This window comes from Aquabacterium sp. (genome assembly GCF_021768455.1).
Classification (GTDB): Bacteria; Pseudomonadota; Gammaproteobacteria; order Burkholderiales; family Burkholderiaceae_C; genus Aquabacterium.
In genome coordinates, this window is sequence record NZ_JAIZVX010000009.1 from 1 (window position 1) to 21625 (window position 21625).

At 65.6% G+C, this 21625-nt stretch carries 18 protein-coding genes; 12 read left to right on the plus strand and 6 right to left on the minus strand.

Annotated elements, in window-relative coordinates; all coding sequences use genetic code 11:
- The first annotated feature begins 168 nt into the window (after positions 1-168).
- Complete coding sequence (gene cyaY, locus QZ994_RS02270) at positions 169-528, plus strand: iron donor protein CyaY (protein ID WP_290867613.1); 360 nt, start codon at positions 169-171, stop codon at positions 526-528.
- A gap of 22 nt (positions 529-550) precedes the next feature.
- On the opposite strand, the gene QZ994_RS02275 is transcribed toward cyaY, so the two are convergent.
- A complete protein-coding gene (locus tag QZ994_RS02275) occupies positions 551-2962 on the minus strand; it encodes a penicillin-binding protein 1A (protein WP_290867616.1) in 2412 nt (803 codons plus the stop codon).
- 243 nt (positions 2963-3205) lie between these two features.
- On the opposite strand from QZ994_RS02275, the gene QZ994_RS02280 reads away from it, so the two are divergent.
- From QZ994_RS02280 to QZ994_RS02305, 6 genes are read left to right on the plus strand one after another with little or no spacing between them, the layout of a single operon-like run.
- Entirely contained in the window at positions 3206-4285 is a 1080-nt protein-coding gene (locus tag QZ994_RS02280) for a pilus assembly protein PilM (protein WP_290867619.1), read from the plus strand.
- Positions 4282-4938 (plus strand): PilN domain-containing protein, encoded by a 657-nt coding sequence (locus QZ994_RS02285; RefSeq protein WP_290867622.1) that lies wholly within the window; start codon positions 4282-4284, stop codon positions 4936-4938. The genes QZ994_RS02280 and QZ994_RS02285 overlap by 4 nt, the downstream gene beginning before the upstream one ends.
- A gap of 10 nt (positions 4939-4948) precedes the next feature.
- Entirely contained in the window at positions 4949-5635 is a 687-nt protein-coding gene (locus QZ994_RS02290; RefSeq protein WP_290867625.1) for a type 4a pilus biogenesis protein PilO, read from the plus strand.
- Entirely contained in the window at positions 5635-6168 is a 534-nt protein-coding gene (locus tag QZ994_RS02295; protein ID WP_290867628.1) for a pilus assembly protein PilP, read from the plus strand. Before QZ994_RS02290 ends, QZ994_RS02295 begins: the two co-directional genes overlap by 1 nt.
- 23 nt (positions 6169-6191) lie before the next feature.
- The gene (gene pilQ, locus QZ994_RS02300) at positions 6192-8309 is read left to right on the plus strand and encodes a type IV pilus secretin PilQ (RefSeq protein WP_290867631.1); all 2118 of its coding nucleotides are present in this window, start codon (positions 6192-6194) and stop codon (positions 8307-8309) included.
- Between the two features lie 15 nt (positions 8310-8324).
- Positions 8325-8882, plus strand: coding sequence for a shikimate kinase (locus QZ994_RS02305; RefSeq protein WP_290867634.1), 558 nt, complete (start codon positions 8325-8327; stop codon positions 8880-8882).
- Between the two features lie 81 nt (positions 8883-8963).
- Here QZ994_RS02305 and QZ994_RS02310 read toward each other — a convergent pair whose 3' ends face one another.
- The gene (locus QZ994_RS02310; RefSeq protein WP_290867637.1) at positions 8964-11819 is read right to left on the minus strand and encodes a valine--tRNA ligase; all 2856 of its coding nucleotides are present in this window, start codon (positions 11817-11819) and stop codon (positions 8964-8966) included.
- Positions 11820-12040: 221 nt separating this feature from the next.
- Between QZ994_RS02310 and QZ994_RS02315 the strand changes: the two genes are divergently transcribed.
- Genes QZ994_RS02315 through QZ994_RS02325 form a run of 3 tightly spaced genes read left to right on the plus strand, consistent with a single transcriptional unit; the run spans position 12041 to position 13318 of the window.
- On the plus strand, positions 12041-12487 hold the full coding sequence (locus tag QZ994_RS02315) for a universal stress protein (RefSeq protein WP_290867640.1): 447 nt from the start codon (positions 12041-12043) through the stop codon (positions 12485-12487).
- A gap of 39 nt (positions 12488-12526) precedes the next feature.
- On the plus strand, positions 12527-12829 hold the full coding sequence (locus QZ994_RS02320; RefSeq protein ID WP_290867706.1) for a YqjD family protein: 303 nt from the start codon (positions 12527-12529) through the stop codon (positions 12827-12829).
- A 30-nt stretch (positions 12830-12859) separates the two neighbouring features.
- Positions 12860-13318 (plus strand): phage holin family protein, encoded by a 459-nt coding sequence (locus tag QZ994_RS02325; RefSeq protein ID WP_290867643.1) that lies wholly within the window; start codon positions 12860-12862, stop codon positions 13316-13318.
- Positions 13319-13703: 385 nt separating this feature from the next.
- On the opposite strand, the gene QZ994_RS02330 is transcribed toward QZ994_RS02325, so the two are convergent.
- Positions 13704-14843 (minus strand): M48 family metallopeptidase, encoded by a 1140-nt coding sequence (locus QZ994_RS02330; RefSeq protein ID WP_290867646.1) that lies wholly within the window; start codon positions 14841-14843, stop codon positions 13704-13706.
- Positions 14843-16099 carry a YjgN family protein gene (locus tag QZ994_RS02335; protein WP_290867649.1) on the minus strand — a complete coding sequence of 419 codons (1257 nt, stop codon included), beginning with the start codon at positions 16097-16099 and terminating at the stop codon, positions 14843-14845. The genes QZ994_RS02330 and QZ994_RS02335 overlap by 1 nt, the downstream gene beginning before the upstream one ends.
- Positions 16100-16276: 177 nt before the next feature.
- Here QZ994_RS02335 and QZ994_RS02340 point away from each other — a divergent pair, with 177 nt between their 5' ends.
- Both QZ994_RS02340 and QZ994_RS02345 read left to right on the plus strand, forming a co-directional pair.
- Complete coding sequence (locus QZ994_RS02340) at positions 16277-18691, plus strand: UvrD-helicase domain-containing protein (RefSeq protein WP_367172249.1); 2415 nt, start codon at positions 16277-16279, stop codon at positions 18689-18691.
- Positions 18692-18809: 118 nt separating this feature from the next.
- Positions 18810-19595, plus strand: a complete 786-nt coding sequence (locus QZ994_RS02345; RefSeq protein WP_290867655.1) for a hypothetical protein — start codon at positions 18810-18812, stop codon at positions 19593-19595.
- Positions 19596-19633: 38 nt separating this feature from the next.
- Here the strand turns inward: QZ994_RS02345 and QZ994_RS02350 are convergent, their stop codons facing one another.
- Together QZ994_RS02350 and QZ994_RS02355 are read right to left on the minus strand one after the other, a co-directional pair.
- Positions 19634-20263, minus strand: a complete 630-nt coding sequence (locus QZ994_RS02350) for a response regulator transcription factor (protein WP_290867658.1) — start codon at positions 20261-20263, stop codon at positions 19634-19636.
- A 4-nt stretch (positions 20264-20267) separates the two neighbouring features.
- Entirely contained in the window at positions 20268-21422 is a 1155-nt protein-coding gene (locus QZ994_RS02355; protein ID WP_290867708.1) for a response regulator, read from the minus strand.
- Positions 21423-21625 lie beyond the last annotated feature (203 nt).

Consider the following 21625-nt stretch of genomic DNA (forward strand, 5'->3'; position numbering starts at 1 on the left):
CCTTTTTGACCGCAGGCAGAAAGCGCCAGACTCAGGCAGAGCAGGGCGGTGCCACGCAGCTTGCCCCACGTTTTCAGTGGAGATCGTCCGTGGGCGCGGGGCAGGGGCGCATCGGTGCCTAAAATTTGAGTCTTGCGGTTCATGCCGCCATTTTAAGGATCACAAACCATGACCACCTCCGTCGACAGCCCTTCGGGCCTCAGCGATGCCCAATACGACGCAGCCATCCAGGCCGTGCTCGCCCGCATCGAGGCCAAGGTCGATGGCTGGCTGGAGGACGATGTGGTCGACATCGACACCGCCCGCTCGGGCAGCATGATGACCCTCTCCCTGCCCAACCGCAGCCAGCTGATCGTCAACGCACAGCCGCCCTTGCAGGAACTCTGGCTGGCCGCGCGCCGCGGGGGCTTCCACTTCAAGTACGACCTGGCCACCGGCCAGTGGCTGGACACCCGCTCGGGCGCGGAGTTCTTCGCGCTGCTGTCGTCCTGCGCCAGCGAGCAATCCAGGCCTGGTCTGGTGTTCTGAGCTGAACTGAGCGGAGGCCCGATCAGGGCTTCTTGTGTTCGCCAAAGAGGTCGAGAATGCCTTTTTTCTCTTCCTCGCTGCTGGGGTTCGGGGCCGCTGTGGTGCTTGGAGCGGCATCGCTGACATCGGGCGCCAGTTCGCGAACGCCCGTGCCCGAGGTGTATTCCTCATAGAACCACTCGCCGCCAATGTTCACCACGCCCTCGGGCGGTGTGGGCTCTTCCACCGGGGCGTTGCGCAGGGCGGTCGACATGAAGTCGATCCACACGGGCAAGGCCAGGCCACCACCGGTTTCCTTGTCGCCCAGCTTGCGGGGCTGGTCGTGCCCGATCCAGACCACGGCCACGTTGTGGGCGGTGTAGCCGGCAAACCAGGCGTCCATCGAGTCGTTGGTCGTGCCGGTCTTGCCGTACAGGTCGGGGCGCTTGAGCAGGGCCTGGGCCTTGGCCGCCGTGCCCGATCGCGTCACCTCCTGCAGCAGGCTGCTCATGATGAAGGCGTTGCGGGCGTCAATGGCACGCATGCTTTCGTCCAGCACGGCCGGGCGGTACTGCGCCAGGGTGTGGCCGCGGGCATCGGTCACCCTCAGCACCATCATCGGGTTCACGCGGTACCCGCCGTTGGCGAACACGGCGTAGCCGTCTGCCATCTGCAACGGGGTCACCGAGCCTGCGCCCAGGGCCATCGTCAGGTAGGCGGGGTGCTTGGCCGCCTCGAAGCCGAAGCGCGTCACCCAGTCCTGGGCGTAATGCACGCCCACCGACTTCAGCACCCGGATCGAGATCATGTTCTTCGACTTGGCCAGGCCACGCCGCAGGGTCATCGGGCCCTCGTACTTGCCGTCGTAGTTCTTGGGCTCCCAGGGCTGGCTGCCGGTCACGCCAGTGTCGAAAAACAGCGGCGCGTCGTTCACCACGGTGGCGGGGGTGAAGCCCTTTTCCAGTGCCGAGGAATAGATGAAGGGCTTGAAACTCGAACCGGGCTGGCGCCAGGCTTGCGTCACGTGGTTGAACTTGTTGCGGCCGAAGTCAAAGCCGCCGACCATGGCGCGGATCAGGCCCGTGCGCGGGTCCATCGAGACAAAGGCGCCTTCCACCTCCGGCAACTGCAGCACAAACCAGTTGCCCTGCTTGTCCTTGCTGACGCGGATCACCGCGCCACGGCGGATCTGCTGCTTCGGGTTGGCCTTGTCCGTCAGGGCGTTGCCCACGGCCTTCAGGCCTTCGGGGCCGACCTCCAGGGTCTCGCCAGACTGCAGCACCGCCACCAGTTTGCGCGGGTCGGCGCTGAGCACCACCGCGGCGCGAATGTCTTCGCTGTCGGGGTGTTCTTCCAGGGCTTCGGCCACGCGCACGTCGATCTGTTTCGGGTCGGAGGGCAGGTCGATGTAGGCCTCGGGGCCGCGCCAGGCCTGGCGGCGGTCAAAGTCGAGCAGCCCCTTGCGCAAGGCCTTGTAGGCCGCGTTCTGTTCGGTCAGGTTGATCGAGGTGTAGACGCTCAGGCCGCGGGAGTAGGCCTCGGTGCCGTACTGTTCGTGCATCAGCAGGCGCGCAGCCTCTGCGGCGTATTCCGCGTGCACGGGGATGGGGGCCTTGCTGCGGTACTGCAGGGGTTCTGCCTTGGCCTGGTCGCGCTGTTCGGGCGTGATGAAGCCGTTTTCCGCCATGCGGTCGATGATGTACTGCTGCCGGATGGTGGCCCGCTTGGGGTTGCGCACCGGGTTGTAGGCCGAGGGGGCCTTCGGCAGGCCGGCCAGCATCGCGGCTTCGGCGATGGTGATGTCCTTGATGGGCTTGCCGAAGTAGGTGTCGCAGGCCGCGGCAAAGCCGTAGGCGCGCTGCCCCAGGTAGATCTGGTTCATGTAGAGCTCGAGGATCTGGTCCTTGCTCAGCAGGCTTTCGATCTTGAGCGCCAGCAGGATCTCGTAAATCTTGCGCGTGAAGGTCTTCTCGGTGGGCAGGTAGAAGTTGCGGGCTACCTGCATGGTGATGGTGGAGGCCCCCTGACTGCGGGATTCGCCAAAGTTGGCCAGCCCGGCACGCAGCACACCGAGGTAGTCCACGCCACCGTGCTTGTAGAAGCGGGCGTCTTCGATGGCCAGGACAGCGTCTCGCATGACCTTCGGAATTTCGCGAACGGGCATGAAATTCCGCTTTTCTTCCCCGAATTCACCGATCAGGACCTGGTCTGCCGAGTAAACCCGCAAAGGCATTTTGGGCTGATAGTCGGTCAGGCCCTTCACTTCGGGTAGATTGGGGTATGCCACGGCGAGGCCAATACCCGCGAGCAGCACGGCCGACAAGGCGCCGGCGACGCCCAGTCCCACGAGCACCAGCACGGGCTTGACCAGCCAGCGGTACCACCCGGGGCGCTTGGCAGGGGCTTGGGCAGGGCCAGGCCTGGAAGAAGGGCTGTCTTTCTGGGAATCGCTCATGTGCTCACACCATGGAAGGTGGGCGGATTATAGAAACCATGTTGTCCGGTTTGGTCTACACCAGTGAGGGTGGGGCAAACCTGCTCAGTCTGTTGGTTTTGAAACGGCTTGTAAGGCGTGTGCATCGCGCAACGTGACGGGGATTTCTCCTGCTATCTCTGCGTTCATCCACAAAACCTTTGCTGATAGCATTGAAGTGGTTTATTAACTTTCCAGCGCCAGCAGTGGCGCGTGGGGGACGGTGTGAGCTTTCTTGACACGCTCTTGGGCCGCAAGCATCCGCCAATGATCGGACTGGACATCAGTTCATCGAGCGTGAAGCTGGTCGAATTGAGCCAGTCTGCGTCTGGCGACTTCATCCTTGAACGCTTTGCGTCCGAGCCCTTCGAGAAGGGCTGGATTGCCGACGGCCAGATCGAAAAATTCGACGAGGTCGCGGAAGCCGTGCGCAAGGTGGTCACCAAAAGTGGCACCCGCACCAAGCACGTGGCCATGGCCATGCCCCAATCGGCGGTGATCACCAAAAAGATCATGCTGCCGGCCGGCCTGCGCGAAGAAGAAATGGAAATGCAGGTGGAGGCCGAGGCCAACCAGTACATCCCCTTCTCGCTCGACGAGGTCAGCCTCGACTTCTGCGTGGTGGGCCCCAGCACCACCTCGGCCGGAGACGTCGAGGTGATGATCGCGGCCTCCCGCAAGGACCGCGTGCAGGACCGCCAGGGGCTGGCCGAAGCCGCCGGGCTCAAGCCGGCGATCCTCGACATCGAGTCCTACGCCTCTCGTCTTGCCGTTCAGCGCCTGGTCGGGGCCTTGCCGGGTGAGGGGAAAGACGCCCTGGTGGCGCTGTTCGAGATCGGTGCCGAAACCACCAGCCTCAAGGTGCTGCGCGACAACGAACTGCTCTACGACCGCGACCAGGCTTTTGGTGGCGCCCAGCTCACCCAGCTGATTTCCCGCCAATACGGCTTCTCCTTCGAAGAGGCCGAGCTCAAGAAGCTGTCCGGCGACCTGCCGGAAGACTTCCAGGGCACCATCCTTGGCCCCTTTGTCGACAGCCTCTCCCAGGAGATCGGCCGGGCGCTGCAGTACTTCTTCACCAGCACGCCGCACCACAAGGTGCATTACGTGATGCTGGCCGGTGGCACCGCCACCTTGCCGGGCCTCAAGGACCGCGTGACCGAGCTCACCGGTTTTGCGTCCATGGTGATCAACCCCTTCGAGGGCATGAAATTGGGCTCTGCCATCCGTGAAAGCAAGCTCAGGCGCGAGGCGCCCTCCTACCTGACCGCCTGCGGGCTGGCCATGCGGAGGTTCCTCGCATGATCCTGATCAACCTCCTTCCCCACCGCGAAGAGAAGCGTCGCCTGCGCAAGCAGGCCTTCTTCGTTGGGCTGGGCCTTTCGGTGGTGGCCGGTGCCGTCCTGGTGGCCCTGTGGTACGTGGTGCTGCAGCAGCTCACTTCCGCCCAGCAGGCCCGCAACGAGTTTCTGCGCGCTGCCATCCACAAGCTGGACGACGAAATCAAGGACGTCTCCTCCCTCAAGTCCGAGATCGACTCCCTCAAGGCGCGTCAGCGCGCCGTGGAAGACCTCCAGACCGACCGCAACATGCCGGTCTACCTGCTCAACGAACTGGTGCGCCAGACCCCGGAGGGCATTTACCTGAGCAGCATCCGTCAGGATGGCCAGGCTGTGCTGGTGACGGGCGTGGCCCAGACCAACGAGCGGGTGGCCGAGTTCCTGCGCAACACCAACACGCGCTCCGAGTGGCTGGAACGTGCCGACCTGCAGGAAATCAAGGCAGGTGCCGCAGGCAAGGACAGCCGCGATCCGAAGCGCCTGTTCGAGTTCTCCGTGCGTGTGAACCTCAAGCGTCCGCAGGACGTGTCGGCGGCCGCGGTGGCGGCGTCTGGCGCCTCCGCTGCGTCGGCCGCGTCGGCCCCCTCGCCCGCTGCTTCGGCAGCGAAGCCGTCCTGAGGACCCGGACATGGCCAACATGAACATCGATTTGAACGCCTGGTTCGAGCAGGCTCAGGAACAGTTCCGCGGGCTGAACCCCAACGAGCCCGGCCAGTGGCCCCTGCTGCCCAAGCTGGCGACCTTCGCCGCCACGACCCTGGGTGTGCTGGCCTTTGGCTGGTTCACCCTGGTGTCGTCACAGAGCGACCAGCTCCAGGCCGAGCGCGACACCGAGCCCAATCTGAAGCAGGAATACCGCGGCAAGGTGGCACAGGCTGTCAACCTGGGCGAGCTGCGCAAACAGCGTGTGCAGGTCGAGGAGTACGTCAAGCAGCTTGAGAAGCAGCTGCCCGGCAAGGCCGAGATGGACGCACTGCTCTCCGACATCAACCAGGCAGGCCTGGGCCGTGGCCTGGAGTTCGAGCTTTTCCGTCCCGGCCAGGTGTCGGTCAAGGATTACTACGCCGAACTGCCCATTTCCCTGAAGGTCACCGGCCGCTACCACGACATCGGCGCCTTCACCGCCGACATCGCCAACCTGTCCCGCATCGTGACCCTGCACAACCTGGTGATCGCCGCACCCAAGGACGTCAAGGACGCCCAGGGCAACCTCTCCATGGAGGCCACGGCGCGCACCTACCGCTACCTGGACCCGGCCGAGCTCGAGTCCATCCGGGCCGAAAAAGCCAAGCAGAAGAAGGGGGATCAGAAATGATGAACCGCCCTCAACGCTGGTTGATCGCCGCCGCGGGCGTGCTGGCACTCACCGCCTGCAGCAACGAGCAGGATGAGCTCAACACCTGGATGGAGCAGCAGCGCCACGAGGTGCAGCCCAGCGTGCCGCCCCTGTCGCCGCCGCAGAAGTTCAATCCGCAAACCTATGCAGGCCTCGATGGTGTCGAGCCATTCAGCGCCCAGAAGCTCACCGGTGCCTTGCGCCAGGAAGCCCGGCAGCCGAATTCGGCCGTGGCCGCCGAACTCAACCGCCGCAAGGAACCGCTGGAGAACTTCCCGCTCGACAGCATGACCATGGTGGGCAGCGTGACCAAGAAGGGGGTGCCTTTTGCGCTCCTCAAGGTCGACAACCTGCTCTACCAGGTCAAGGTGGGTGAATACCTTGGCCAGAATTTTGGAAAGATCACCAAGATCACCGAGACCGAGGTGAGCTTGCGAGAAATCGTTCAGGACGCCGCGGGCGAATGGATTGAACGGCCGACCACCCTGCAACTTCAGGAGGGCGGACGATGACATTGAAGCTGGAGAAACTCACTATGAAACCGTGGCGTGTTGCGTTGGCCGGGCTGACGCTGGCGTGTGTGTCGCCGCTGACCTGGGCCGCTGCGGCCATCCAGTCGATCACGACCAGCATGCAGGCTGGCTCTGAAGTGGTGCGCATCGAGATGAGCGAGGCCTTGACCGCGGTCCCGGCCGGCTTTGTTGTGCAGACCCCGCCCCGCATCGCCATCGACCTGCCTGGCGTGAGCAGCGCGCTCACGAAGAACATCGTCGACATCAACCAGGGCAACCTGCGTTCGGTGAACGTGGCGCAGGCCGGTGAGCGCACCCGCCTGGTCTTCAACCTGCGCCAGGCGACCACCTACAAGGCCCAGTTGCAAGGCAAGGCCCTGTTGCTGGTGCTCGACCAGTCGGCGGCCACGGCCCCGGCGGCGGCGCCTGAGCTCAAGGCGGCCGATGACAAGACGGTGCATTTCGCCGACAGCAAGAACGCCGCATCGGTGGCGCTCAAGGACATCGACTTCCGCCGCGGTCAGGACGGTGCGGGCCGCGTGGTGGTCGAGTTGCCGAACAACCAGGTGGGCGTCGACATCAAGCAGCAAGGCCAGAGCCTGGTCGTGGAGTTCATGCGCACCAGCCTGCCGGAACGCCTGCGCCGCCGCTTTGACGTGACCGACTTCGGCACGCCGGTCAAGGGCATGACGGCCACGCAGTCCGGCGACCGCGTCAAGCTGGTCGTTGAACCGCGGGGCGACTGGGAGCACTCGGCCTACCAGACCGACAACCAGTTCGTGCTGGAGGTGCGTGCCCGCAAGACCGACCCGAACAAGCTGACGCAAGGCCCGGGTTACGCGGGTGAGAAGCTCTCGCTGAACTTCCAGAACATCGAAGTGCGGGCCCTGCTGCAGGTCATCGCCGATTTCACCAACTTCAACGTGGTGACGTCCGACACCGTCACCGGCAACGTGACCCTGCGCCTGAAGGACGTCCCGTGGGATCAGGCCCTGGACATCATCATGCAGGCCAAGGGCCTGGGGGTGCGCAAGTCGGGCAATGTGCTGTGGATTGCGCCCAAGGACGAGATCAACGCCAAGGAAAAGATGGACCTGGAAGCCAAGGCCCAGGTCGCCAACCTGGAGCCCACCCGCACCCAGGCCTTCCAGTTGAACTACACCAAGGCAGAAGAGATCGCCAAGGGGCTGACGGGCAACAACACCACGTCCAGCAGCGGCAATGCCTCGCGCATCCTGTCGCCTCGTGGCAGCGTGATCTACGAGACCCGCACCAACCAGCTCTTCGTCAACGACATCCCCTCCAAGCTGGAAGAGGTCCAGCAGATGATCGCCAAGATCGACATCCCGGTTCGCCAGGTGCTGATCGAGGCGCGCATCGTGGAAGCCGACGATTCCTTCGGTCGCACCCTGGGTGCGCGCCTGGGCACGTCGAACACCACAGCGGTGGCCAGCGCTGGCAACTGGAACCTGGGCATCGGTGGCAACTACACCGGTGCGCAGTCGAGTTACACCGGTACGGCCGCGAGCACGGCGAACAGCTACTTCGTGAACCTGCCGGCCACGGCCTTGTCCAGTGGCGCCTCGGCAGCCACCCTGGGTGTTTCGTTGTTCTCGTCGAGTGCCAACCATGCGCTGAACCTGGAAATCTCGGCCCTGGAGGCCGATGGCAAGGGCAAGATCGTCTCCAGCCCGCGTGTCATCACGGCGGACCAGGTCAAGGCCCTGATCGAGCAGGGCACGGAACTGCCTTACCAGTCGGCGACCTCGTCGGGTGCCACGGCGGTGTCGTTCCGCAAGGCCAACCTGAAGCTGGAAGTCACCCCGCAGATCACGCCTGAAGGCGGGATCATCATGGCGGTGGACATCAACAAGGACAGCGTGGGCCAGGTGACCACTGCCGGTTACGCCATCAATACCAAGCACATCCAGACCCAGGTGCTGGTTGAGAATGGCGGCACGGTGGTGATCGGTGGTATCTTCGTGCAGTCCGAAGACGAGACCGAGAACAAGGTTCCCTTCCTGGGTGACATCCCCATTCTCGGCTTCTTCTTCAAGAACAACATCCGCAATGCCTCGCGCTCGGAGTTGCTCATCTTCCTGACCCCCAAGGTGGTTTCGGACAAGGCCGCCTTGCGCTGATCGGAATGGTTTTCCTTGGTCTCCGTTGTTTCTCTGGTGGGCTTGCCCGGTGGTGGCAAGTCGACCGTCGGTCGCCAGCTGGCTCGGCGATTGGGTGCTCGCTTCCTTGACGCCGACATCGTGCTCGAAGAGCGGATCGGCATGCCGATCCGTGCCTATTTCGAGCAGCACGGAGAACCTGCTTTCCGGGATCTGGAACAGGCCGTTCTGGACGAGCTGACCGCTCACCAGGGCGATTTGCTGATCCTGGCGACCGGCGGGGGCGCGTGCCTGCGCGAGGTCAATCGTCAGCACCTGCATGAGCGCACGACGGTGATCTACCTGCGCTCTTCTCCTGAAGAGCTGTTCCGTCGCCTGAGGCATGACACCCAGCGGCCCCTGTTGCAGGTGGCCGACCCGTTGGCCAAGCTGCGCGAGTTGCACGAGGCGCGCCATGCGCTGTACGAGATGGCCGCGCACTATGCGGTCGACACCGGGCGGCCGTCGGTGTCCACCCTGGTGAGCCTGATCATCCAGCAGCTGGAATCCGAAGGGCTGTTGCCGCCGCGGCCGCCTTCGCCCGCCTCGTCCTGATGTCCCCAAAGAAAAAGCCCTCTCTCGAGGGCTTTTTGCTGTCCGCAATGGGGGGAGGGAGGGGCGCAGCCCCTCGCAGGCTCAGCCCAGACGGCTGAGCTGGGCCTTGATGCGCTCCACGCTGGCCGTGAAATCGGCCACGCGCGCTTTTTCTTGCTCCACCACGGCGGCGGGAGCGCGGGCCACGAAGCTTTCGTTGCCCAGCTTGGCCTGGGCCTTGGCGATCTCGCCTTCAAGGCGCGTCACTTCCTTGCCCAGGCGGGCCTTTTCGGCCTCGACGTCGATCTCGACGTGCAGGGCCAGGCGGGCTTCACCCTGCACGGCCACGGGGGCCATGGCGGTGGCCTCGGCAAAGGCGGCGTCGTCCAGCAGCTTGACCTCGCTGAGCTTGCCCAGGGCCTTGATGATGGGGGCCGCCTGCGTGATGAAGGCGGCGTCTCCCGTGGTCAGCAGGGGCATGCGCTCGGCGGGGGAGAGGTTCATCTCGCTGCGCAGGTTGCGGGTGGTGCCCACGATGGCCTTGAGCTTGGCGACCCAGGCGTCCGATTCCGCGCAGACACGGCCCAGGTCGGCGCGCGGGTAGGCGGCCGTCACCAGAGATTCGTCGCTGCCTTCGGTCTTGCGGCCAGCCACGGGCGCCACAACCTGCCACAGCTCTTCGGTGATGAAGGGCGTGATGGGGTGGAGCAGGCGCAGCACGGTTTCCAGCACGCGGATCAGGGTGCGGCGGGTGGCACGTTGTTGCGCCTCGTTGCCGGCATCCTTGGCGGCATTGATCTGGGCCTTGGCGATCTCGATGTACCAGTCGCAGTACTCGTCCCAGACGAACTGGTAGATGGCGTTGGCGACGTTGTCGAGGCGGAACTCGGCAAAGCCCTGTTCCACCGTGGCCTCGAGGCGTTGCAGCTCCGACACGATCCACTTGTCGGCGGGGCTGAAGTCCAGGTACTCGCCGGTTGCGCACACGCCAGGGGTGTGGGCCTTGAGGCCGCAGTCCTGCCCTTCGGTGTTCATCAGCACGAACTTGGTGGCGTTCCAGAGCTTGTTGCAGAAGTTGCGGTAGCCCTCGCAGCGCTTGCTGTCGAAGTTGATGCTGCGGCCCAGGCTGGCCAGGGTGGCGAAGGTGAAGCGCAGGGCATCGGCGCCGTAGCCGGGGATGCCTTCGGGGAATTCCTTCTCGGTGGCCTTGCGCACCTTGGGTGCGGTTTCGGGCTTGCGCAAGCCGACGGTGCGCTTGTCCAGCAGTTCGGGCAGTGCGATGCCATCGATCAGGTCGACCGGGTCCAGCACATTGCCTTCGGATTTCGACATCTTCTTGCCCTGGGCATCGAGCACCAGGCCGTGGATGTAGACGTGCTTGAACGGCACCTTGCCGGTGAAGTGCTTGGTCATCATGATCATCCGGGCGACCCAGAAGAAGATGATGTCGTAGCCGGTGACCAGCACGGAAGAGGGCAGGAAGAGGTCCATCTCCTTCGTCTGCTCGGGCCAGCCCAGGGTGGAGAACGGCACCAGGGCGGACGAGTACCAGGTGTCCAGCACGTCTTCGTCGCGGGTCAGCGTGCCGGTGTAGCCTGCCGCAGCGGCCTTGGTCTGGGCTTCTTCCTCGTTGCGGGCCACAAACAGCTCGCCATCGGTGCCGTACCAGGCGGGAATCTGATGACCCCACCAGAGCTGGCGAGAGATGCACCAGTCCTGGATGTTCTTCATCCACTGGTTGTAGGTGTTGACCCAGTTCTCGGGCACGAACTTGACTTCGCCGCTGTCGACCACGTCGATGGCCTTCTGGGCGATGCTCTTGCCGTCAGGGCCGGCCTTGGTCATGGCCACGAACCACTGGTCCGTCAGCATCGGTTCGATGATCTGGCCGGTGCGGGCGCAGCGGGGCACCATCAGCTTGTGCTTCTTGACCTCGACCAGCAGGCCTTCTGCATCCAACTGGGCGACCAGCTGCTTGCGGGCCACGAAACGGTCCAGGCCACGGTAGGCCTCGGGGATTTCGGCCAGGTCGCCCACCACCGTCGCGTCCAGCGTGAAGATGGTGATCATGGGCAGCTTGTGGCGCACGCCTACCTGGTAGTCGTTGGTGTCGTGTGCGGGGGTGACCTTGACCACGCCAGTGCCGAATTCCTTGTCAACGTAGTCGTCGGCGATCACGGGCACCAGGCGGCCGGTGATGGGCAGCTTGACGTTCTGGCCGATGAGGTGCTGGTAGCGTTCGTCATCCGGATGCACCATCACGGCGGTGTCGCCCAGCATGGTCTCGGGGCGGGTCGTGGCGACCACCAGGGTCTCGTCCGAGCCATCAACGGGATAGCGGATGTGCCACATCGAGCCGTCTTCTTCCTCGCTCTCGACTTCGAGGTCGGACACGGCGGACTTGAGGATCGGGTCCCAGCTCACCAGGCGCTTGCCGCGGTAGATCAGGCCTTGCTCATAGAGCTGCACGAAGGTCTCGGCGACCACCTTGGAGAGCTTGTCGTCCATGGTGAAGTACTCGTGCTCCCAGGAGACCGAGTCGCCCATGCGGCGCATTTGCTGGGTGATGGTGGAGCCGGATTGCTCCTTCCATTCCCAGATCTTGGCGACGAAGTTTTTGCGGCCCAGGTCATGTCGGGTCTTCTGGCCTTCAATGCCCTTTTCCTGCAGCTGGCGCTCCACCACGATCTGCGTGGCGATGCCGGCGTGGTCGGTGCCGGGCACCCAGAGGGTGTTGTGGCCGAGCATGCGGTGGTAGCGCGTCAACGAGTCCATGATGGTCTGGTTGAAGGCGTGGCCCATGTGCAGCGTGCCGGTCACGTTGGGCGGCGGCAGCTGGATGCTGAACGAAGGCTTGGATGCGTCGAGCGTGGGCTTGTAGAGGCCGCGTTGCTCCCACAGGGGGCCGTACTTGGCTTCGATGGGGCCGGGTTCGAAAGATTTGGCGAGTTCGGTCATGGAGTGGGCACGCGGGCCGCACCGGAGGGCGCGGCGATCTCAGCGGGGTGTCTCTGCGGTAAACCGAGATTTTAGGGTGGGCAGCGCCTGCGGTGGATCAAGGCGGCGCAGGAAACGCCTGTTGCCGTCACGGAAAGGGCTTGGCGCAGGGCAGCGGGAGGCCTAGGATGGTTTCAGGGCAGGTGGAGCGCCCGCCGCCGATCAAGCTGAAGGAGCACGTCATGTATGAACATTTGCTGGTGCCGGTGGACGGCAGCGAACTCTCGCTCAAGGCCGAGGAGCACGCCATCGGTCTGGCCAAGATGCTGGGTGCGCGCATCACGGCCCTGACGGTCGAGCCCCCTCTGCCGGTGCTGGTGGTGGAGCAATCGGCCGTGGCCTACGACGTGGCCACCTTCCAGGAGCACGAAAAGCGCTGTGAGGCCCATGCCCGCGAGTTGCTGGCCGTGTTCGCCGACAAGGCCAAGCACGCCGGCGTGGCCTTTGACGGTCAGTTCGTCATCACCGACAACGTGCAGCAGGCCATCGTGGACGTGGCCGGCAAGCAGGAATGCGACCTCATCGTGATGGCGACCCATGGCCGCCATGGCTTTGATGCGCTGATCCATGGCTCGCTGACCAAGAGCGTGCTGTCGCACAGCCAGCTGCCCTTGCTGATCCTGCATTGAGCCTTGAAACACCCAACGAAGGAGCCTGACATGAGCGATTTGACTGCAGCCCAGAAGGACAAACTGATGGCCGATCTGAAGCTGGTGCTGGCCGATGCCGAGGCCTTGCTGGCCGCCACGGCCGGCGAGGCCGGGGAAGGGGTGGCGGAGTTGCGGGGGCGGGTGCAGGCCACCCTGTCGCAGGCCAAATCGGGCCTGATCGACGCGCAGGCGGCGGTGGTGGAGCGTGCCAAGGCCGCGGCGAAGGCCACCGACGGTTATGTGCACGAGAGCCCCTGGAAGGCCGTGGGCATCGCGGCCGGTGTGGGGCTGTTGCTCGGCATCGTGATCGGGCGGCGTTGAGCCTGATGCGGGAGCCTGTGAGGTGTGAACATGGCCGAGCCTGATCGGCATGCTGGCGCTGCGGTGCCTGGTTGGGGGCGCGGCCTGCTGGGCTCGGTGCAGGGCCTGGCCAGCACCCTTTTGGACATCGGTCACACCCGACTGGCCTTGCTGGCCATCGAGGTGGAAGAGGAAAAGCGTCGGCTGCTGGCGGTGCTGGCCTGGGGGGCCGTGGCGCTCCTGCTGGGCTGCATGGCCCTGCTTTTTGGTGCCCTGACCCTCACCATGGTGTTCTGGGAAACCCACCGCCTGCTTGCGCTGGGCGGCGTGAGCGCTTTGTTCGCGCTGGCCGCCGTGGGCGCGGTTTGGCAGGTGAAGGCCTGGGCCAGGCCCCCGGAAGGCGGCGCCCTCGCGGCATCGCTGGCGGAATTGCAGGCAGACGTCGCCGCCTTGTCGGCCGCGGCGAAGGCGGCGGGGCGTGGGGCTGCATCGCATGAGGGTGGGCCGTGATGCGATCCGGGCTTTTTCACCCGCGCAGTGACTTCGCGTTGGCACGGCGCAAACAGGCCTTGTTGGCCCGCAGTGCGGTGCTGAGGCGTCAGTGTGCAGTGCAGGCCGAGGTGTTGCTGAAACCGGCTTGTGCTTGGGGGGACCGTGCGGGCCGACTGATGCAGGGGGTGAAGGGCCACCCCTGGCTTGCGGCGGGGGCGGTTGTGGGCCTGCTGGCCCTGTGCAGGCGAGTGGCGCCGCGGGGCGGCGGTGGTGCGTTGCGCACGCTGCTGGAGGCCTGGGCTCTGGCACGCCGCTGGGGGCCTTGGGGGCTCATGGTGTGGCGCGCGATGGCGGGAACGAATTCGGGGCCGCAGCCCGAACCGACCGACGGCTGTGAGCCGGGTCAGGGGTGGGCGGCCGACGGTGCGGGGCTGGAGGGCAGGAAGCCCACGGTGGGTTGATCGGCGGCCTGAAAGCGCTGGATGCGTTCTGCATCGGCCGGGTGGGAGCGGAAGGCGATGCCCAGCGTCTGGGCCAATGGGGTGCTGGTGCCATCGCGGTCGGCATGGGGCCCGGTGGGGCCTTGATGGGCCTGAGCGCCTGCCGTGGCGTGGAGGCGCTCGAACAGCGTTGCCATCACCGAGGGGCGGATCTGGCTGGCGCGCAGCCAGGCGATGGCCTCGTTGTCGGCTTCCCGTTCGAAATCGCGGGAGTAGGCCATCTGGCCCAGCAGGACCGGGGCGGTGCTCAGCAAGGTGCTCACATCGCCCAGCGCCAGCGCGGCCACCGTGCCCAGCACGCTGGCCTGCACCAGGCTGCGCGTGCCGTGCCGCAGGTGAACGTGTCCGGTTTCGTGGCCCAGCACGCCGAGCAGGATGTCGGGGCGATCGGCCAGCAACTGGACCAGCTCGTCGGTGACGACGATGGTGCCGCCTGGCAGCGCGAAGGCATTGGGGCCCATGTGGGAGCGCCGGAACTGCAGCGAGACCCCGGGCGCATTGCCGCGCGGGAAGCGCAGGCCACGAGCCCGGGCATAGCCCTCGCGGATGGCCGCCTGCTGCGCAGGATCGAGCCGAGAGGGGCCGAGCAGGCGGCCTTCCATGGCCGCCAGGGCGGTGTCGCCGATTTGGCGTTCGACCTGGCCCGGGATGAGGGCCGTCACTGCCTGCGAGGCCAGCGGCAGTCCCCACCGGTAGGCCGACAGGGTGACGGCCAACAGCAAGGCGGTGGCCAGCAAGGCCCAGCGCCAGCTCTGCTGCGCGCGCACGACCAGCGATTCACCCAGGCCTGTCTGGGCGACCCAGTCGTCCCACTGGGCGGATTCCAGGGCTTGCACGCTGCCGCCGCCTGGCAAGTGGGCCAGCCGTGGCCCGTGGCGGGTGCGTTCGGGCCACTGCACCTGGCGCAAGGGCGCCTGGCGCATCAAGGTCTTGCCGGCAATCTGGAGCATCTCGCCTTCGCACCAGAGCAGGACTTCGTGGACGGCGCCGCTGTGCCCGTCGAAGTAGCGGGCCGGGATGCGGGGCGAGGCCGGTTCGGGCATCAGAGGCCGACGTCCACGCCGATGAGGTCAGCCGCGAAATCGCCGGCAGCGTCGTTTTGCGCTGGGCTGGCCCTGGCCATGAGTTGCTCTGGGCTCAGGCGGCTGATGACTTCGATGGCATGCAGCTTCAGGCGCGTCATGGCCACCAGGGCGAAGGGCCAGTACAGCCCCAGGGTGAGGGCGAGCAGAAACAGGTTCACGGCGCTGACCCTGGCGACCGCCCCCACGTGGAGGTGGCCCTTGAAGCGCATCTGGCGGTTGCCGGTGCGGCCCCAGACGAGGTTGTGCATGCGTGAGGTGTAGAAGGCGCCGACGAGGAACTGGGTGAGCAGCCCGAAGCCGATCAGCAGGATGCTCGCTTGCCCCAGGAGGGCGGTCCAGACCTCCGGGGTGCCGGGTGACCGCAGGCTCAGGCCGCTGCGCGCCAGCATCACGGCCAGCATGCCGCCCAGCAGCACCAGCGCACCCAGCCCGAGCAGGCTGGTTTGCAGGAAGACCCGGGAGACATCGCCAAAACCTGCCTTGAACTGCGTCTGCAGTTGCCCGAGCGTGTAGTGGCTGTGTTGGTAGCGCTTGAGTCGCCACCAGGTGTAGGGACCGATGAGGGCCAGCATCAGCAGCATGGCCAGGCCGATGAGCAGGCTGGCCACATGGCCCAGGGCCTGCCCCAGGAAGGGCATGATCACGGCCATCAGGACCCCGGTACCGATCACCAGGGCCATGGGGGTGAGGAAGACGAGGTAGGCGTCTTTCAGGGAGCCGTTGAAGCCCATTCGCAGGCCGCGCCAGCTGGTGTTGCCCATGCGGAACTGCAGCGACGCCCGGAACAGTGCAGGCCAGATGGCCGCCAGGATCAGGCCGGCGAGGCCACTGGCCAGGGGCGAGGTCTGACCCGCCAGGCTGTAGACGGCCATGAGTGCGGCCACCAGCAGGAAGCCGCGGAAGCTCTGGCGGGCGTCGGCGTGGTAGGCCAGGGGGTAGCCGGCGACGATGGTGTTGCCGTAGAAGTAGCGCAGTTTGCGCACCTTGGCCCACGGGTAGTAGAGGCCCAGGGTGAGCAGCATCAAGAGGAGGTTGACGATCCAGATGCGGAAGTACTCGCTGCCGGAGCCGGTGAAGATGATGTCGTGGTGACTGAGCTCACGGCGAGACGGCGGGATGTCGATGGTGAGCGGTGTGTTCTCGAAGCCGCCCGGTGCGGATGGGGGCGTGGCAGAGGGCCTGCGAGGCGGCCCTGCCGGTGGCGATGTCTGCATGGTGTCCCTGAATTTGGATTTGAATGGGGCAGTGTGCGCCCTGAAGCCGGACGCGGCACCGCTGGCGCCGACCTTCTCGCGGCGCGACATCGCCAGGGCGCCTACAATTTTTCAATGACTGATCACACTGCGTCCGAGGGATTGTTCCCCCAAGCGGCTCCGGCCGGCAATTCCCCCATGCTGGTGGGCCTCAACCCAGAGCAACTCGCCGCGGTGACCGCGCCGCCCGGGCCCGCCCTCATCCTGGCGGGTGCGGGCTCCGGCAAGACCCGGGTGCTGACCACCCGCATTGCCTGGCTGCTGCAGACCGGCCAGGTCTCGCCGGGCGGCATCATGGCCGTGACCTTCACCAACAAGGCAGCCAAGGAGATGCAGGCGCGCCTTCAGGCCATGCTGCCGTTGAACACGCGGGCCATGTGGATCGGCACCTTCCACGGGCTGTGCAACCGCTTCCTGCGGGCCCACGCCAAGCTGGCCGGCCTCCCGCAGGCCTTCCAGATCCTGGACACGCAGGATTCGCTGTCGGCCGTCAAGCGCATCATCAAGGCGCTGAAGTTCGACGAAGAAAAGTGCGTGCCCAAGGCCACGAGCTACTTCATCGCCAACGCCAAGGACAGTGGCCTGCGCCCCAAGGACATCCAGCCCCGTGACGAGGTGGGCCGCATGCAGCTGGCCGTGTACGAGGCCTACGAAGACCAGTGCCAGCGCGAGGGCGTGGTCGACTTTGCCGAACTGATGCTGCGCACCTACGAGATCATGCGCGATCACCCCGAGGTGCGCGAGCACTACCAGCGCCGCTTCAAGCACATCCTGGTCGACGAGTTCCAGGACACCAACAAGCTGCAATACGCCTGGCTCAAGGTCTTTGCCGGCAACCCGGCGCAAACGGGCAACAGCGTGTTCGCCGTGGGCGACGATGACCAGAGCATCTACGCCTTCCGTGGGGCCCAGGTGGGCAACATGGCCGATTTCGAGCGCGAGTTCCGCGTGCCCCGCGTGATCAAGCTGGAGCAGAACTACCGCAGCTTCGGTCACATCCTCGACGCGGCCAATGCCCTGATCTCGCAAAACAGCAAGCGCCTGGGCAAGAACCTGCGCACCGATGCCGGACAGGGTGAGCCCATCCGCATCAACGAGTCGGCCAGCGATTACGCCGAAGCCCAGTGGGTGGTGGACGAGGCCCGGCAGTTCAAGCGCGAGGGCCAGCCCCTGCACGAGGTGGCGGTGCTCTACCGCAGCAATGCGCAGTCGCGGGTGATCGAATCGGCGCTGTTCAACGCGGGGGTGCCTTACAAGGTGTACGGCGGCCTGCGCTTCTTCGAGCGTGCCGAAGTGAAGCACGCGCTGGCTTACCTGCGCCTGATCGAGAACCCCAACGACGACACCAGCTTCCTGCGGGTGGTGAACTTCCCGACCCGCGGCATCGGGGCACGCAGCGTGGAGCTGCTGCAGGATGCCGCCCGATCGAGTGCGCGCAGCCTGTCGCAAAGCGTGACGGCGGTGCCGGGCAAGACGGGCGCCAACCTGCAGGGCTTCGTGGCCCTGATCGATGCCATGCGAGAGGCCACGCGTGGCCTGACGCTGCGCCAGATCATCGAGCACGTGGTGGCGTCGTCCGGCCTGTCGGACTTCTACCGCAACGAGAAAGAGGGCCAGGAGCGGCTGGAAAACCTGGCCGAACTGGTGAACGCGGCAGAGGCCTTCGTGACGCAGGAAGGCTTTGGCAAGGACGCCGTGGCCCTGCCGGTGGACGAGCCCGCGGGCACCATTGCAGAGGGGCTGCCTACGGCGGTGGCCGCGGTCGACACCCTGCCGGATGCGGAGACGGGCGAGATCATCTCGCCGCTGCTGGCCTTCCTCACGCACGCCTCGCTGGAGGCGGGCGACAACCAGGCGCAGGCTGGCCAGGACGCCGTGCAGCTGATGACCATCCATGCCGCCAAGGGCCTGGAGTTCAACAACGTCTTCCTGACGGGCCTCGAGGAGGGGCTGTTCCCGCACGAGAACTCGGCCACCAGCACCGAAGGCCTGGAAGAAGAGCGGCGCCTGATGTATGTGGCCATCACGCGGGCCCGCCAGCGCCTGCACATCAGCTTTTGCCAGACGCGCATGCTGCATGGCCAGACGCGCTACAACATCAAGAGCCGCTTCCTCGACGAGCTGCCCGAGGCCTCGCTGAAGTGGCTCACGCCGCGCAACCAAGGCTTTGGCTCGGGCTTTGCCAAGACCTACCAGGACGCTTGGTCGACCGGCAAGGGCATGGGCTCGGTGGTGGGGGCCGGGGCGCAACCCTGGCGGCAAGGTGGATCCAGTGGATCCGGCTATGGTGGTGGCCGCAGCGCTCAGCCCTGGGGTGGGAAGAAGGAAGACGACTTCAAGGACCTCACCGCGCCGCTGCCGAGCAAGATGGCCCAGGCCAAGACCGAAGCGGGCTTCAAGGTGGGGCAAGCCGTGTTCCACAACAAGTTCGGCGAGGGGGTGGTGCTGACGCTGGAAGGCAGTGGCCCGGATGCACGCGTGCAGGTCAACTTTGGCCGCCATGGCGTGAAATGGCTGATGCTGAGTGTGGCAAAGCTGACACCCATCGAGTGACAGACGGGCCTTCCTGTGAAGGAGCGTAAAGATGGCGGGAATGGGCGGGGTGATCCGGGTTTGTGCGGGGTAGGGCGGTTCCACAATCGGGCCATCTCCACATCCGGTCTGAACCGTCATGCAAGACGCCCGTTTCTCCTCACGCGACACCATGGTGTCAAAGCCCCTGATCCGTCGCCACCGTCTGGGCTTGGCCGTTGCTTTGCTGGCCCTGGGAGGTGTCATGGCACCCCAGGCGCAGGCCTATCAATTCAACAGCCTGGAGGCACTCGGCTCCCAGGGCAATTTCGAGCTGCTGGCCAAGGACCTCAGTGCCGCCCTGGCGCTCAAACCCATGGCCCCCGCGGCCGGTTTGGGCCTGCTGGGATTTGACCTGGGCGTGACCACCAGCGTCACCCAGCTCAGCAGCGTGGCCGTGCTGGAGCGGGCCGCCGGCACCACGCGGGTCCCAGGCAATCTGCCCGTGGTGGGCGTGCGCGCGGCCAAGGGCCTGCCCTTTGGCTTCGATGTGGGGGTGGGCTACAGCGCGATCCCCGGCACGTCGGTGCGGGCCAGCAGCGGCGAGCTGAAGTGGGCCTTCGTCTCGGGCGGCCTGCTGATGCCGGCGGTGGCCGTGCGCGGCTTCTACACCCAGGCCAGCGGGTTGGGGCGCATGAGCCTGCGCAGCCGCGGGGTGGACCTGTCGGTCTCCAAGGGCATTGCGATGGTCACGCCTTATGCGGGCGTGGGGGTGGTGCAGTCGACCGCCACCACCAGCGATGGCACCTGGTCCAAGGCCTCCTACTACCAGCCTCGCGTGTTTGCCGGGGCCAACCTCAATCTCCTGCTGCTCAATGTGGCGGCCGAGGTCGACAAGACGGGCGAAGACACCAGCTACCAGGTCAAACTGGGTTTGCGCTTCTGAATTTCAGGGCGCCCGGTCTTTGCAGGGCCTGAGCCCGATCAGACCAGACCGTTGCGGATGGCGTAGACCGTGAGCTCGGAGTTGTTGGTGAGCGCCAGCTTTTCCAGCACCCGGGCTCGGTAGACGCTGACCGTCTTGGGGCTGAGCAGCAATTGCTCGGCGATGTCGGAGAGGCGCTTGCCCGAGGCGATCATGACCAGGGTCTGCAGTTCCCGGTCCGAGAGCTTCTGGTGCAGGTCTTCCTGGGCGGGCGTGGTGAGGTTGTCCACCAGCATTTGCGCCATCTCGGGCGTGACGTACTTCTTGCCCTGGGCCACGGTGCGCACGGCGGCCACGATCTGGGCGGCATCGCTGCCCTTGTTCAGATAGCCCGAGGCACCGGCCTTGAGGGCCCGCATGGCGTACTGGTCTTCGGGGTACATCGAAACCACCAGCACCTTGAGCGTGCTGCCTTCTTCCTTGAGCACATGCAGCACGTCCAGGCCGCTGCGGCCGGGCAGGTTGATGTCGAGCACCAGCACGTCGCAGGAGGTGTCGCGCAGCAGGCCGCGCAGCTCGCCGTAATCGGCGGCTTCGCCCACCACGTCGATGTCGTCGGCGTCGGCCAGGGTGTCGCGGATGCCGCGCCGGATCAGCGCGTGGTCGTCGCAGAGGATGACTTTGATCATGTGCTCAGCCCCATACCGTGGGGTCGTCCGGGTCCGTGTCTCCGGATGCGGGCTCGGCATCCAGGTCGGTGAACAGTTGATCGATGAAGCCGTTCTCGGGGCCCGACAAGGGTACCGAGAGGATCAGGGTCGTGCCTTCCGGGTTGCTGCTGATGTCGACCCAGCCGCCCACGGTCTCGGCGCGCTCGTGCAGACCGCGGATGCCGAAGGAGCGGGCCTTGGCCAGGTCATCGGCATTGAGCCCGCGGCCATTGTCGGTCACTTCGATGGAGAGCACGCCGCCGGCCTGCGTCACGTCGACGCTGACGGCCGTGGCCTGTGCGTGTTTGGAGACATTGGTGAGCGCCTCCTGGGCAAAGCGGTAGGCAACCAGGGGCACGCCTGCCGGCAACTGCAGCTTTTCGTGGCTGGTGCGAAAGCGTGCGCCGATGCCGGTGCGCTTGCTGAAGCGGTCGGTCATCCACTGCAGGGCGGGCACCAGGCCTTGTTCCAGGATGGCGGGCCGCAGGTTGTGCATGATGCGCTGGCTGGCCTCGTGGGCCAGGTTCACGGCCTCCAGGGCCTGTTGCACACGGTCGGCGATCTGCGGGGTCTCGGCGTGGCGGGCGATCCAGGCGAGGTCGAACTTGATGGCGGTGAGGGCGCCGCCCACGTCGTCGTGGATCTCGCGGGCGATGGCGGCACGCTCCTGCTCGATGCTGGTCTGCAGGTGCTGGGCCAGTTCGCGCAACTGCTGGCGCGAGCGGCTCAGGGCCAGGTCGGCACGCTGTTTCGCAATGCGGATGCGGTTGGCCTCGATGGCCAGCAGCGCGGCCGGTGCCAGGCGGGCAAGGTTGCTCTTGAGCAGGTAATCGTTGGCGCCATTGCGCATGGCCTGCACGGCGATGTCTTCGCCGATCTCGCCTGAGACGAGGATGAAGGGCACCAGCTTGCCCATGGCACGGATCTTGTCGAGCGCGGCCAGGCCGGAGTAGCCAGGCAGGTTGTAGTCCGAGAGGATCAGGTCCCACTCTTCGTCGAGCGCGTCGACCAGGGCGGTCTCGGTGTCGATGCGCTGGATGTCGGCGTTGATGCCGCCGCGCAGCAGGTGGATGGCGACGAGGGCGTGGTCTTCCTCGTTGTCTTCGAGGTGCAACACCTTGAGCCGCAGCGGGGCCAGGTTGTCGGCGTCGGCGCCGGTCGGGGCCTCGGAGGGCAGGGGGGGCGCAAGGTCATCGGCGCTGGGTTGGGTCGACAAATCTGACACGGTTCGCCTTTGATCCTTCGATTTACGCCAAGTAATGCCTCGTCATTGTGAAGACTTGGCACTCGGAAATGCGAAAAATTCTAACAACCCATCAAGCCCGACGCAGTTCCTGCCGA